The sequence below is a fragment of the Biomaibacter acetigenes genome, from assembly GCF_003691585.1.
In the GTDB taxonomy this organism is placed as follows: Bacteria; Bacillota; Thermosediminibacteria; order Thermosediminibacterales; family Tepidanaerobacteraceae; genus Biomaibacter; species Biomaibacter acetigenes.
Map to the genome: position 1 here is coordinate 1,658,679 of NZ_CP033169.1, position 12,468 is coordinate 1,671,146.

24 protein-coding genes and 1 tRNA gene are annotated in these 12,468 nt (G+C 44.6%); 1 reads left to right on the forward strand and 24 read right to left on the reverse strand.

The genetic code is table 11. The features are described 5' to 3' along the window. Nucleotides 1–11 precede the first annotated feature (11 nt). The 24 genes from D2962_RS08285 to D2962_RS08380 all read right to left on the reverse strand — a co-directional run bounded on the left by D2962_RS08285 (nt 12) and on the right by D2962_RS08380 (nt 11,842). Nucleotides 12–986, reverse strand: a complete 975-nt coding sequence (locus tag D2962_RS08285) for an ADP-ribosylglycohydrolase family protein (RefSeq protein WP_122014711.1) — start codon at nt 984–986, stop codon at nt 12–14. Further along, nucleotides 976–1,326: a hypothetical protein gene (locus D2962_RS08290; RefSeq protein WP_122014712.1), complete on the reverse strand. Its 351-nt coding sequence runs from the start codon at nt 1,324–1,326 to the stop codon at nt 976–978. Before D2962_RS08290 ends, D2962_RS08285 begins: the two co-directional genes overlap by 11 nt. Nucleotides 1,327–1,329: 3 nt before the next feature. Beyond that, entirely contained in the window at nt 1,330–1,515 is a 186-nt protein-coding gene (locus tag D2962_RS08295; protein ID WP_122014713.1) for a hypothetical protein, read from the reverse strand. After that, nucleotides 1,475–1,642 (reverse strand): hypothetical protein, encoded by a 168-nt coding sequence (locus tag D2962_RS17525; protein ID WP_162991158.1) that lies wholly within the window; start codon nt 1,640–1,642, stop codon nt 1,475–1,477. The genes D2962_RS08295 and D2962_RS17525 overlap by 41 nt, the downstream gene beginning before the upstream one ends. Next, the gene (locus D2962_RS08300; RefSeq protein ID WP_122014714.1) at nt 1,639–1,974 is read right to left on the reverse strand and encodes a hypothetical protein; all 336 of its coding nucleotides are present in this window, start codon (nt 1,972–1,974) and stop codon (nt 1,639–1,641) included. Before D2962_RS08300 ends, D2962_RS17525 begins: the two co-directional genes overlap by 4 nt. After that, complete coding sequence (locus D2962_RS08305) at nt 1,961–2,371, reverse strand: nucleoside 2-deoxyribosyltransferase (protein ID WP_122014715.1); 411 nt, start codon at nt 2,369–2,371, stop codon at nt 1,961–1,963. Before D2962_RS08305 ends, D2962_RS08300 begins: the two co-directional genes overlap by 14 nt. 19 nt (nt 2,372–2,390) lie before the next feature. Then, nucleotides 2,391–2,552 (reverse strand): hypothetical protein, encoded by a 162-nt coding sequence (locus D2962_RS17530; protein ID WP_162991159.1) that lies wholly within the window; start codon nt 2,550–2,552, stop codon nt 2,391–2,393. Continuing rightward, entirely contained in the window at nt 2,549–3,430 is an 882-nt protein-coding gene (locus tag D2962_RS08310) for an ATP-binding protein (RefSeq protein WP_222927719.1), read from the reverse strand. Before D2962_RS08310 ends, D2962_RS17530 begins: the two co-directional genes overlap by 4 nt. Continuing rightward, on the reverse strand, nt 3,354–4,151 hold the full coding sequence (locus tag D2962_RS08315; RefSeq protein ID WP_122014717.1) for a hypothetical protein: 798 nt from the start codon (nt 4,149–4,151) through the stop codon (nt 3,354–3,356). Before D2962_RS08315 ends, D2962_RS08310 begins: the two co-directional genes overlap by 77 nt. A gap of 36 nt (nt 4,152–4,187) precedes the next feature. After that, complete coding sequence (locus D2962_RS08320; RefSeq protein ID WP_122014718.1) at nt 4,188–5,174, reverse strand: DUF5131 family protein; 987 nt, start codon at nt 5,172–5,174, stop codon at nt 4,188–4,190. Nucleotides 5,175–5,244: 70 nt separating this feature from the next. Beyond that, complete coding sequence (locus D2962_RS08325; RefSeq protein WP_122014719.1) at nt 5,245–5,493, reverse strand: hypothetical protein; 249 nt, start codon at nt 5,491–5,493, stop codon at nt 5,245–5,247. Nucleotides 5,494–5,526: 33 nt separating this feature from the next. After that, complete coding sequence (locus D2962_RS08330; RefSeq protein WP_122014720.1) at nt 5,527–6,237, reverse strand: hypothetical protein; 711 nt, start codon at nt 6,235–6,237, stop codon at nt 5,527–5,529. A gap of 18 nt (nt 6,238–6,255) precedes the next feature. Beyond that, nucleotides 6,256–6,618 (reverse strand): replication terminator protein, encoded by a 363-nt coding sequence (locus tag D2962_RS08335; protein ID WP_122014721.1) that lies wholly within the window; start codon nt 6,616–6,618, stop codon nt 6,256–6,258. A gap of 35 nt (nt 6,619–6,653) precedes the next feature. Next, nucleotides 6,654–6,791: transfer RNA gene (locus D2962_RS17535), tRNA-OTHER, on the reverse strand. Between the two features lie 26 nt (nt 6,792–6,817). Next, nucleotides 6,818–7,006 carry a hypothetical protein gene (locus D2962_RS08340; RefSeq protein ID WP_122014722.1) on the reverse strand — a complete coding sequence of 63 codons (189 nt, stop codon included), beginning with the start codon at nt 7,004–7,006 and terminating at the stop codon, nt 6,818–6,820. A 13-nt stretch (nt 7,007–7,019) separates the two neighbouring features. Then, nucleotides 7,020–7,970 carry a hypothetical protein gene (locus tag D2962_RS08345; RefSeq protein ID WP_222927720.1) on the reverse strand — a complete coding sequence of 317 codons (951 nt, stop codon included), beginning with the start codon at nt 7,968–7,970 and terminating at the stop codon, nt 7,020–7,022. 1 nt (nt 7,971) lies between these two features. Continuing rightward, nucleotides 7,972–8,538, reverse strand: a complete 567-nt coding sequence (locus tag D2962_RS08350) for a host-nuclease inhibitor Gam family protein (RefSeq protein ID WP_122014723.1) — start codon at nt 8,536–8,538, stop codon at nt 7,972–7,974. 115 nt (nt 8,539–8,653) lie between these two features. Next, nucleotides 8,654–9,748, reverse strand: a complete 1,095-nt coding sequence (locus D2962_RS08355) for a DUF932 domain-containing protein (RefSeq protein WP_122014724.1) — start codon at nt 9,746–9,748, stop codon at nt 8,654–8,656. A gap of 90 nt (nt 9,749–9,838) precedes the next feature. Next, nucleotides 9,839–10,270 (reverse strand): helix-turn-helix domain-containing protein, encoded by a 432-nt coding sequence (locus D2962_RS08360; protein ID WP_122014725.1) that lies wholly within the window; start codon nt 10,268–10,270, stop codon nt 9,839–9,841. A 42-nt stretch (nt 10,271–10,312) separates the two neighbouring features. Beyond that, on the reverse strand, nt 10,313–10,519 hold the full coding sequence (locus D2962_RS08365; RefSeq protein WP_122014726.1) for a hypothetical protein: 207 nt from the start codon (nt 10,517–10,519) through the stop codon (nt 10,313–10,315). A 17-nt stretch (nt 10,520–10,536) separates the two neighbouring features. Further along, nucleotides 10,537–10,704, reverse strand: a complete 168-nt coding sequence (locus tag D2962_RS17540; RefSeq protein ID WP_162991160.1) for a hypothetical protein — start codon at nt 10,702–10,704, stop codon at nt 10,537–10,539. Between the two features lie 81 nt (nt 10,705–10,785). Further along, nucleotides 10,786–11,073, reverse strand: coding sequence for a hypothetical protein (locus D2962_RS08370; protein WP_122014727.1), 288 nt, complete (start codon nt 11,071–11,073; stop codon nt 10,786–10,788). Nucleotides 11,074–11,086: 13 nt separating this feature from the next. Further along, nucleotides 11,087–11,557, reverse strand: a complete 471-nt coding sequence (locus D2962_RS08375) for an HNH endonuclease (RefSeq protein WP_122014728.1) — start codon at nt 11,555–11,557, stop codon at nt 11,087–11,089. A 36-nt stretch (nt 11,558–11,593) separates the two neighbouring features. Next, nucleotides 11,594–11,842 (reverse strand): helix-turn-helix transcriptional regulator, encoded by a 249-nt coding sequence (locus D2962_RS08380; RefSeq protein WP_122014729.1) that lies wholly within the window; start codon nt 11,840–11,842, stop codon nt 11,594–11,596. 158 nt (nt 11,843–12,000) lie between these two features. On the opposite strand from D2962_RS08380, the gene D2962_RS08385 reads away from it, so the two are divergent. Further along, nucleotides 12,001–12,447, forward strand: a complete 447-nt coding sequence (locus D2962_RS08385) for a helix-turn-helix domain-containing protein (RefSeq protein WP_122014730.1) — start codon at nt 12,001–12,003, stop codon at nt 12,445–12,447. The last annotated feature ends 21 nt before the right edge of the window (nt 12,448–12,468 follow it).

Sequence of the window (12,468 nt, forward strand, 5' to 3'; positions counted from 1 at the left end):
CATACCTCCGCTTACCTGTATATAACCTGTCTGGCTCTTTGTATTGACAGGCTCTCTGCGACCCGGTCCAGCCTGGCCCGCTGTTCCGGCGTGAACTTCTCAATCCATCGATTCGGAATGGCTTCATATCCCCAATACACCCCGGCCAGGCCGCCGGCAATAGCCCCGATTGTGTCTGCGTCCCCTCCGAGGTTTACGGCATTGACCACCGTTTCTTCAAAACTTCCGGACTCTATAAAAGCCCATGCCGCACAGGCGAAACTATCTACCGTATACCCAGTAGGCTTAAGATTTGACCCGTCTTTCTTGATGGCATATTGCTCGATTTCCCTCAAATCTCCTTCGATTGTGTCCGGAATAATCTCTCGCACCGTCCTGATTGCATTGACTATGGCGAGAAACCGGTCCTTTTCTCCGTTCAGAATATCTCTGACCGCCATAGAATATATCGCGCATGTAAGGCCTGCCCTTGTGTCCCAGTGAGTCATCTTGGCTATCATGGTCGCCCATCGATATATGTCCGGTATAAGCCTGTATACTATACCCACCGGCAGGGTCCGCATCAGCGCTCCGTTGCCGGCGCTCATGCCTCCCATTTGCCGGTGGGTCCGCTCGGCCGCAACATGCCATTGCTCGTGAGTGAGGTTATCCCGGTCCCAAATCCTGAATGTTGCCCTGATAGTGGTTCCTATGTCCGGCGGGTTGGTATTCCGCCACCTGATAAAGGCCTGCCCGATATGTGGGACCGGGTCATCTGGTTCGGCTATAATTCCTTCGGCCACGGCCAGGGTCATCTCTGTGTCGTCCGTCCATTCCCCGGGGCGGAGGTTTAGCCATCCTCCGCCCACGATATCCCGCAGTACCCCGTATTTCCTCCGGATTTCATCTCGACTCATAAACTCTACAGTGGCCCCAAGTGCATCTCCCACAGCCACCCCATATATACCGCCTTTAATCCTGTCTTTTATGGTGAGTTTATTCCTCATTTTTTCTTCCCCTCTCTACCCATTGGCTGTACCTGTTTTTTAACGTACTCTCAAGATCTTTGGCTACCGCCATTTCCAGGCCGTCCATCACTTTTTCAACTGCTTTTATTACCTTCTGCTTTAACTTTTCTTGCACATCTTTCCGGCTTATGTACTCCATTGCTATTCTTTTTGCTTCTACCTCCAGGGCGTTTGATACTACCCAACCAAATTTTATGTCTTCCAGCATCCTAGCTAATGCTTCCGTGATTATTTCACTTTTTGTTTGTTCATCCATGCTGTTTATCACTTTAGCAGCCGTTTCTTTCATGACTACGTCTAAAATAAAATTATTATCCATGCATCATCCCTCCACCACTATAATATCGCCTGTTTCTATAAGGGCCTTTAATATCGTTTCTCTATATCCGTTCTCATTCCATACAAGAAAGAAACTCGGGTATTCCTTGATAATCCTTCCGCTTAATTTCCATTCATGTTTTACACCTTTATTTCTTGCCTTTATTGCTGTACCTGGCGCTAGTTTCACATTCCCCTGCCTCCTCATCAAGAACATATATCCGTGCCGCTATTCTCATCCTTGTGTCATGGTCAGCTTCCAGATATGACTTTATAAGCTCGTCCCTCTGCTCATATAAGTTTTTACGCACCATCATATCTCCACTCCCTCCAGCATCTTTGCACATTCTTGGTATATTGCCCCCGTCTTCTCAAACATCACCTGGTCATATGCCTGCGACACTTTCATCGAAGCATATTTATTACCCTTCTCCATCAAGTTCGTCCGCAGGTTTTCTATCTCCATTTTGATGTTTATTTCATTTTTGCTATTATATCTGTCAATTATTTCCTTTATTTTCTCCGCACATTCCGAATAAACCCTTATTTTGCAGCTGTTTTCTATCTGCTCTTCGAGATTTTTTGATTTTATAAAATAACATCTGACATATTCTTTATCTAGTTTTTCGTATATCTCATTTAGCAGCATACCGGTTCATCTCCTTGAGATATAAAAGTGCGTCTCTCAAAGTATCAAACCATAACCTTGTATGATATCTCATCCAGTGGCTATCCCTGTTTGCCTTGCCCCATACGATGATCTCTTTCCCCAGTTCCCATGCATACCTGATTTCCATTGCCGTCCCGATGTAGGCCGTACCGCTGCAATCCATTTCTACAAGAAGCATATCGGCCTGTTCAATGCCTTTAAGGTCTCTTTCCACGATGTCTTTGCTGTCCGTGTCTGTTTCTTTTCGTCCTTCCGTGGGATCTATTACGTTGTAGCTTGCTTGTAATAATTCTGCTGAGGCAAGTTCCCGCCATTCCTTTGCAAAATGCCACGATTGTCCGTTGATACTTCCTGAAAGATATACCGTTTTTGCCATTTTACCTACCCTCCGCTTTTTATGCACATTCTCTTGCTTTCCGCATCAAAGTGTCGATTTTTTTCATCTTGGCCATTAGTTCATATATGGCCACGTCCACAAATTCTGGTTCGGCATTGTCGAAGTTCTCCTGCGCTCTACGCAGCTCATCCAATGCGGCCCGAATTTCTTCATTGATCATACATCTCTCCCCTTTTCCAGTTTTTGCTTTCTGAAATCGGGTCCCTTTATTTTTACTCCCATACACATCTCGATAATCCTGGACACAATTGCCCCGCCGCAGTTTTCAAGCCGCTGCTCTATTTCCTCCAGCTCAAGGTTGCTCGTGACCACTATTGGCCGATAGTTTTCGTATCGTTCGTTTATGACGGTGTACAGTTTTTCCTCAACCCATGCAGTCGGCTTTTCCTTACCTAAGTCATCAATGACCAGCAAATCCACGGTATATAGTTCTTTTAGAATTTCCGTTTCCGTATATTGGCTGTCGTCGTATGTTCGTTTTATGTTGCCGAGAAGTTTCGTGACATTGCCCATAATCACTGGAGTATATTTGCCAAGAAGATAGTTTGTTATGGCAGCCGCCAGGTGCGTCTTCCCTGTACCATAATCGCCTGTAATGAAAATACCTTCGCCTTTTTCCTTGTATTTTGCAAAGTTCCGAGCATACTCCAACGTCGTTTGAAATGCTTTTTTATTGTGCGGCATAATCTTGTAATTTTCGAATGTCTTCTCTCTGAAACGCAGACCGAGCCTGCTCTGCCTGAATAATTCCTCTATGCGCTTCATGCGTTTTCGAGCTTCTTCCTCCTGCTGCAGCCGCTCTTTTTCCCGCATTTCTCTTTCCCGCTCTGCTTCCGCACCAGAGCAATCGCATTTTTCAAGGTGGGACCCGAAGGTGAAATGTCCGATTGCGAATTTCTTATACTTCAGCGCTTTACCGCAATGCGGGCACTTCTCCGGCGGCCTGCTGTCGTCGTCGACTTCAGACATAGAATCGTTCATATGTTCCGGTTCTTCTTGCCCCAGAATACTTTTTATGCTGAGTACTTCTCCCATCATGGTTTTCTCCTTTCAGTATGCCCATGAGGTATATTTTGGGCTTATCTGGTTTAAACCCTGCTTCCATGCGCATGCGTAGGGTGTGTATTGCTTCGAGAACGGCATCATATCCGTACTTCGTATAGCAGCCACCTATGAAGGAATAATCGCTTTTCTCACTCTGTATTCCGTCTATAGAGCGATACTCATTCGTTAGTTCTACGATGATTGGTTTATTGCTGGAAGGGGGGTCACTCGGCGGGACGCCATTGGCGTCTTGTTTATCTTTAGATAAACAAGTACAAGTACTAGTGTAGTCTAGTGTAGTCTTATTAATGGTGTCCATTTGTGTGTCAGTTTGTGTGACAATTTGTGTGACAATTTGTGTGTCAGATTGTGTGTCTATGTGGCACACACGCTTATATTCTTCAATTAGACCTTTCCTGACCTTCAATTCTTCTTCATCGAATGGGATTATGATGTATTTTGCAGACTGGTTGCCTTTTCTGGTCTTCCATAGAATCCTGCCTTTTTGCAAAAGTTCATTCCGTGCTCTATATATTTCTCGCCTGCTTAACCCAGTATGCGCCTCTAGTATGGATATGGGCACCGTAAACTCTACTATCCATCCGCACCGGTTATCGATATGCATAAACGCATACCATAGGACTCTGGCGGATACAGATACGGAGTTTAGTGCGGCCCAATCCTGAAAGGCGTTGATTTCTTCGATGTATTTCACATGAAAACCCCCTACACCCTACCATCGAGGATGCCGTCATAGCTTATTCGGCAACTGATTCCACTCCTGGCCATCTAGTATGCGGCCTGCAGCCTTTTTACCGACCCTGACCGAGTATAATACGTCTCTGGGTTCATACCCTGCGGGGCCCCCGCCTGTAAATCTCCAGAAACGGGCCTTTCTGCATCCGCTACAATTTATTTCTTCGCATTCAGGATCTCCTGGGCATCCATCGTCTTCATCTCCGTACCAAGGTGCCCAGTCGCCCCAGGACTTGAAAAAGAAGGGCACTTCTGCACTAATACACTGGTCCCGTAAATCTCTCACCCAATCAGGACACATGGGGCGGGCACCTGGGCCAGTTTCTCCACCGCATATGACCCAATCAAGGCCAATTCGTGGCACCCATTGTTGTTTCGTAGGCTCCCAATATAGGTCATCATCTTTAATCAGATTTATGGGGCCCAGCATCGGCTCCACGCTTACAAACCGCACCGCCGCCGGTATCTGGAGCAAGACCGGTATTCGCTTATCGGCCATCTCTTGATTCTCCGCTGTGACGCCAATCCATACATTTGGAAGTGGCCATTTCCACTGTTTGTAATATCTTTTATTGGTACCGCCTTCCGTTATCCATTTCCAGCCACCTATATCCGATTCAAGATATTCGAAAAACTTTATTATTCGCTCGGGTCGCTTCGTTAATATCATGTAAGTATGTTGTGAAAACCAAAGCATAGTCCACCAAATTATCGATATATCTTGAAAATGCACATCCTCGTGAAAAAGATCTCCCATGCTGCATACAAAAACCCGTTGCGGTTTCTTCCATTTAGCTGGCTCATTTAACCTTTCCCTGTGAAATGTCACCTGAAAAGGATTTTCTTTTGGGTAACCGTATCGTCCGGCCAGACGCTTTGCCATGCGTTCTGCGTAACAATGCTCACAGCCGGGGCTTATTTTCGTGCAGCCCGCCACAGGATTCCATACAGTTGTAGCCCATTCTATCTTTGTTTTGCCCATATATACTTCTCCTTTCATCCCCTATAAAGGATGGCAGGCAGGCCGGGGGATAGCCCACCCGCCGGAATCATCAAAATGGTATTCCGTTATCAACCCTTTGTGGTCTATTGTTGTAGGTTAACGATTCATGGATAAATCTTTTTAAAAGCCCCGAAGTAAACCCATCCAAAGCAATCAACGTATCATCATTCTGCGAATATATATAGCGTATAACAATATGACCGTCGGAGTTATAGGATATTTGGTGGCTTCCGCCCTCACCAACCGTTGTTATCTCGGGCATCTTACCCGCTTTCCGTTTAATTATCTGAGCCCCCATGTCTCTTCCTCCTTTTTCCGCCTGCCGGAAAAATTAAGCTATAATGTCTATTTCGTAAAGCGCCAATTTCTCTTTAAGGAATGTCTTGACTCTTTGCATGGCTTCGATCTTCCAGGCTCCACCGTCGGCTTCAAATAATGCCGCCTGGGGGCCTTCTTCTCCTTTTCGCATCCTGAATACAAACTTACTCTCCGGTTGTTCCACTTCCACAAAGGTCCTATAAGGTGCCAGTGTAACTGGATTAGGCACTGCGACTTCCTCCACCTGTGCAATTCCGACTTTAGCTGTGACGGATTGAGTTATACCGTCGTCTCCATAGGTCCGGACCGCAGAATCCTTTATGTTTCCGACCAATTTCAGGATTTTCTTTGCATCCTCGTTCTGAACGAAGCAGGATTGAAGAAGAATGATAAAGCTCTCTGTATCATAGAACCGGCCAAATCTAAATTCTGGTTGAAATGCGTGTGCTGACATGTATACTTCTCTGCCCCTGTCTGGAAGTATATTTGAAATCAGCCTGACTTCGGAATGGTCAACAACGTGAATCAGATTTCCATGAAAAGTAACTATATCAAAACTTGACTTGATGTAATCGATTAACCCGGTTAGACTATTTACTTTGAGTGTTTCTGCTTTCGGCAGAGTGATTCTGGCAAGGTCTTGCGTTGTGTAAGTCTGCCCGTTGACCTCAATTGTCTTTACCTGCCCCAATTTGACCAGATACTCCAATGCTTCCTTAATCATCTTTTCTTTCTCCCTCTATTATTTTTTATTAAAATTAACTACTTTGCCGGTATCATCCTTAACCTGCCCATCATCATCCAAGAAGGTTTGCCCTTTTACACCGGATTTCAATTCAGCCGCAACGACGGAACCGTCTTTGTCCCGGTCAAGGATTATCTTCGTCGCAATAGGTTTAGCCGGAATAAGCGAGGCTTTAGATTGAACTTCAAAGTCCACTACGTCACGATTTTCATCTGCCTTCAATGTAGCAGTTAGGGTGATTTTTCTCGCCTTTTTTGGGTCTGTGTTTGGATCTGCTATGTTGGCTAATACCTTCTTTAATTCGATGTTAAACTGTTCCATAAAGGCGCCTTGGGCCATTTCGGCAAGATTCAAGTTCATGGTTTCTCCCTCCTTGTTTTTTTTGTTGTTGGAAATGGCAGGGGCCGGGACTCGAACCCGGCATGTGACAGCGTTTTGCGCCATGAGCACAGTGGGCGACTCTCTCCTTCTCGACTTGTGCCAGCCGTGTCACTAAGGAAATGACTTAGCGTCTCCCTTTCCGCCACCCTGCCATGTATTTGGAAGGGCGGGCAGGAATTTATTTTTTTATAGGTACTGGGTCAGTAACCATTAATGCCATTCTGACTGTTTCTACCTGTAGCCACACTCCAAATGTTGTGCCACAATGTTCGCATTCAAATTCCCTGTATCCGCCTTCGTCTTCTATGGATACAACACCAAACACGTCTTTTCCACATCCAGGACAATACAAATCTTTAACTATCACAATTGTTTCCTCATCAAAAAGGCGGTGTCTCATCTGGAAATTCAAAAGGCTCTGGGTTTATATCTTCTTCCTTTTGCTTCTTCTGGCACTTCATGCATAGGTGCCGACCATAGTTCTCTTTGCTGTATTTCGCAACAGTTTCTGTTATGTCTGCTCCACAGTCTTCGCACTTATACTTTGAAGCCTGTTTTGATTTTTTGTTCTGAGTGCCTGTGTTCTGATTTGCGGTCTGGTTCTTATCCTGCTTTAACTCATCTATAACCTTCGAGGCTTCTTCTCTTGTGAAACTGTCCCATCTTACGTCTCTACCGAGCATTTCTCCGAGCTTCTTCAGCATTTCTTCGTTTGTCATTCCCTCCAGCAGGTGCTTAATAAAGCCTATTTGATTTGAACTTGCCTTTTCGGGCACCACAAAATCCTCCATATCCTGCGTGAACATCCTGCTGGCTCCGGTAGCTTTGAGCACACCGTCTATGAAAGCCCTTTTTGCCGCCATTTTAACGAGAGTGTTCTGCTGACCGGCCGGGTCTGGATTCTCGACTTTTATTTTTTCTCCGTCATTTTCAGCGTTCCGATAGCGGTATTTGGGCTCTTTTGAGTTTGCAGCACCTATGCCGTAGGCCATCAAAGCGCCGCTGTCCCGATGTATTATGGGCACGCCAACCATGTAACTGAACGTCCCGGTCTCAAAATCTTCCGTGGCCTGAATTATATCTGCTTTGCCTGGTGCAAGGTGGAATACCTGGCATAGTAGTTCTCCGCCTGATTTTAGCAGCGTTGGTTTATCTGTTCCTGGGACCCTGTCAAAATCGGTCCCTTGTACCAAAAGTTCACTGAAAAGTTTTTCAAGCGCCATTCGCTGCCTCTTTGCTTTCATTATTTCTGCTTCAATACTCGCCGGTAATATGTCGATTACCTTTGTTGGTGCCGCTTCCTGCATTTCCATTTCAGATTTATCGACCATGCTAATCAACCTCCACTATGAATTTTTCCGATTCCGGTTCCAAAACTATTCCTTCCACTACTTCTCCGGTATCAGGGTCTACCACTCTTAAGCCGTTTACTTGAACAACTTTCTTTAATTCTTGTTTATTGGGTTCTTCCTTTATCCGGATCAGTTCCGGCCTATTCCTTTTAAGCCATTCCAGGAGCTTGTTGTCGTCGTAGTTCCATTTTTGCGGGACCTTTTTTATTTGCAGCTTTCCGTAAGGTGTTGATATCGTCTTTTCTTTTGGATTCTGCGCTATCCGGCTTCGGTGGTATTCTTCAAGCAGACCTTCAAAAAACTTCTTCGAATCCTCCAGTTTTTTGAGCTCCCGATCCTGCCAGGATTTAATTCTTTCCATTTCAGCCTCGGCCAGGGAATTTATTTCCCCGGCCTTGGCTTTATATGCGGCCAATTTTCTTAATGCCCAGTTTACCTGATCAAGATTTGTAATTTTAAATCTGTGTTCCGATCCCAGACGGCCTTCTTCTTCATCCATCATGAATTCTTCCGCTTCTTTTATTTCAAGTTCCTGCAGTTCATTCATTTTGATTCGTCCTCCTTACCTTTTAGCTCCTATTTTCTCCCACAGGAGCCATGTCTTCATTGCCTGCAAATATAACCTAAAATCCCTGTTTTTCCCTGCAAATGCCGCTATCCTGTCAAACCGCATATTTTTTGCCCTCCTTTTCTGTATTTATTTCCAGCCATTCATTTCTGCTCATGTTGATTACATCCCATCCGAGACCTTCCAGCTCTGTCGCTCTGTCATAATCCTTTACATCCTGGCTTGTGCGGGTAATCGCATTGCTCAGGCCGTATAAGCTCAGGTCCCCGCCTTTGATGAGATATTCAAGGACACCTTCCTGCTCGTTCTTCTGCAGCCCGTATTTTGTAGCGGTAAGTTCGACTACGGTCTGGACTGAACCGGTTATCTTTACCTCTGTTGCCTCTCTCATTCTGTCTACGATCCTACGGAATTTTACTTCATCCACGGCTGCCCTAACCGTATCCTGCACTTTCATGAGGAATGCTCTATCGTCTGCTGCAAGCGTTTCGTCCCTGTATAGCTCATACATCTCATCGCTGTCATTAACCCTGCCGATATGATATCGCCGCTGGCCTGCATCATTTACAACCATGCCGTTTTCGCAGACCAGGCGGTATATAAGCGGCTGAACAGATACCGCACCGTGCCCGACCTCGCTGTTTGTAATCATGATTCCTGCCTGGACAATGTCGCCTTTCTGAACTTCCGCTTCCAGGCGTGGATTTACAACTTTGATGTACATTTTTCTGTCCGTAAGCTCGCAGCTTTCAACCCGTGCATCTTTCATCTCGCCTATTATCGGCAATACAGCCTCTGCTATCTCGTAATTGTCGATGCGGCGATATCTGTCGCTCAGAAAAGCTCTTGCGGTACCGTCCAGTGTCCGGACCATCCTCCTTGATGGCTGGCGCTGAAACCATGCGCTGACGTTTGTGGCAAGAAGTTCAGGGAATTCCGTTCTCATGCGGTCGTAATACTTTGCTGGGATTCCTAAGTGATGCCCGATTTGCCGGTGCGCAATGTCATTTATGCCGAATCGTTCTATGTCCTTGTGTTCTCCGATGTTTTTGAGCATATCAAGCTGCGGTATCTTTTCATCGTCAATGACCATTCTCAGGTTTCTAGTGTCAAGGATAAAATCCCGTTTTGCCCTGTTCTGGCGGTCCAATTCCACCGCCAGTTCCTGCAATGTTTTTCCGGTTTTCATAATTTTATTCTCCTTTCATTGACACTCCATCTACCGTGTGATAGAATGGAGTTGGAATTTTTAGATTGCGGCTTTGAAAGCCGTCTTTTTTTATGCCGTGAGTAACGCCACACATGCGCCCATCAGTTCCTTTATTTCCTGGTATGCTCTGTTCCACTCTTTTTGTTCTTCTGCAGATACGGTGTCGTCGCATGCTACCGATACTACCGTGTCGTTAATTTTGTATACATCCGTCATCTCCTTTTGCAGTCTTAATACGTTTGCGGATAATCTCCCAAAATTGACATCAGGCAAGTACTTGCTGCCTACCGGGTCATTCATCTTTAAGTGCATATACCAGAGCCACTTTGCGTTGTAAACTTCTATCATCCGGCACACCATTTCTCCGGATGGCAAAAGCTGGCCGTTCTCATATGCACTTAAAGTCCTGACTGTAGACGGCAGCAATGCACTTGCCTGTTCCTGTGTCAGACCTGCCTGTTCTCTTGCTTGTTTGTAGATTTTCCCGCAGTATCTGGTCATTGTGTTCACCTCCAATCCGTCATAAAATAACTTTAGAAAATCTCAATAATCATTGCTTTTGCAGTAGTCGTAGCTTAATTCCATTAGTTGCTCCCGCAGCTGTTCCTTCTTTTCCCTCGCTTTTTCTGCCTGTTTTATAATCCTGTCGCATTCTTCCATCTGATTTAGAATAACATGCATTTGTTCTTCTATTTCGTCTATGTCTATGTGCCCCTCCCGCTTCGGGGCGATTTTTGCTATTGCGCCCATGTTTTATCCCTCCTGTATCAGCCCACTTCCTCGATTTGACGAAGAGTATCTGTTTTCGTATATGGTTCTATCGCTTCCCATAGGGCCAATGTTTCTAATGCCCGCTTGACAGCCTCTTTGTTCTGAGGTGTAACATGGATTCTAAGATCGACGTTAATAAAGTCTACTTTTCCGTTGAGTTTCATCTTGTATTTCCCTCCCTATCTTTTTGGGCTTTTTGTAGCTGCTTCAGGATTCGGCCCTGGCATATCCTGCAGATTTTCCCTTCATCGGGCCTCAGCTTTCGGCCACAACTCTCGCACCTGGGCAAATTCATTCACCCCCTTGGTTTTGCGTGTCTTTAGGTATTCCAGGAATGAATCTCGATTGACCCTGGGCTGCTTCCCCACCCAGTGCACTCCAACACCCTTCTTCTCTGCCTTACGGATTATTTCCATGGCGTAGGGCCGGGAGCATCGACAGAGATTCATTACGTCCTGAGTTTTGAGCACATATGGCAACTGCTGCTCCGGATCGTATATTTGTTTTGCAACGGCCTTTATGTCTTCCGCCATAAGCTCCCTCCTTTCATGCAAGTGTTTCGATAGAATATAGCAAGAATTTTTTTCTGGCTTCTCTTACGGCTTTTTCCGCTTCTTCTATATTTTTAAAATTTTTCTCGAACACAGTAGTTCTGTTTTTAATAACTTTTGCCCGCCAACACTTGTCCTTCTTATTCCACCAAACACCTCTTATACCAGTTTTACTATTACTCAAAGCGCCTTTTTTATTTTGAGCATTACCTGACCCAGTAACGATTCTCAGATTAGAAATACGGTTATCCAGGGTATCGTGGTTAATGTGATCTACATACATGCCTTTTGGGGCATCAATAAGATATCTGTGCATTGGATTAAGAGTCCATTTTCCATCACTTCTTTTGAAGTTTGATACAGCATAAAACGACTTTGTGTGCTCATCCCATTTTGCAAACCATTTATTGTGGTTATCGTATCCCCATTTAAACGGTCCATATAGATGTAGGTTATTTCTCCACAAATTTTATATCTGTTCTTCATGTTGTCTCACCCTGGTTTATGCGGTTTGCTGGTTGACATTGCATTTTGTTGTGTCACCGTTAAAAAAAATATCCGGAAATAACTCCTCCATGGGCATCTTAAATAATAACTCAAATTTTTTTGCTAATCGTATCGAAGGATCTCGTTTACCGTTTTCATAAAGGGATATTGCTTGCTGACTGATATTAAGCATTTTTGCTACATCTTCTTGCTTCCATCCCTTTGCTTCTCTTAAAGCAATCAGAACTTTTCTTTTTTTATCCATATCATCACCTCCGATATTGCGTTTTGTTGTTTCAACTATACTCATTATACATTGCATTATGTTGTTTGTCAATAGAGGTTACAACATTTTGCAATTAGTATTTTTTCTATTACATTTTGTTGTATAATATTAATAAAGAATTACAGGGAGTTTTGAACATGATAGGTGAAAGATTAAAAAAACTGCGAGAAAAACATGGGCTTTTACAAAGGCAGCTTGCTGATATGCTCAAATTAACTCAACAAACCATCAGTTTATATGAGTCAAACCAGCGAGAACCTGATGCAGAAACCCTCAGAAAAATTGCTGACTTCTTTAATACAACAACCGACTACCTGCTTGCTCGAACTGATGATCCTACTCCTCCAGAAGAACACAGCACTGCCGATAAAAATACCTCTACCCCTTGGTGGGAAAAAGACGAACCTCCCACTGATATCGAGCTGGAGGAATTTATCAAAAACCAGTCGAATATAAAACTCATGGGGAATCCGCTGGATGAAAAAACAAAAGATGATGTCATTATGTTTCTGCGGGCGGCCCATGAGTTTATAAAGCAAAAAAGAAAGGCCGAAGAATCGGCTGGGGAGAAAGATAAAAAGTAATTCATCCTATTGGGAGAGGAA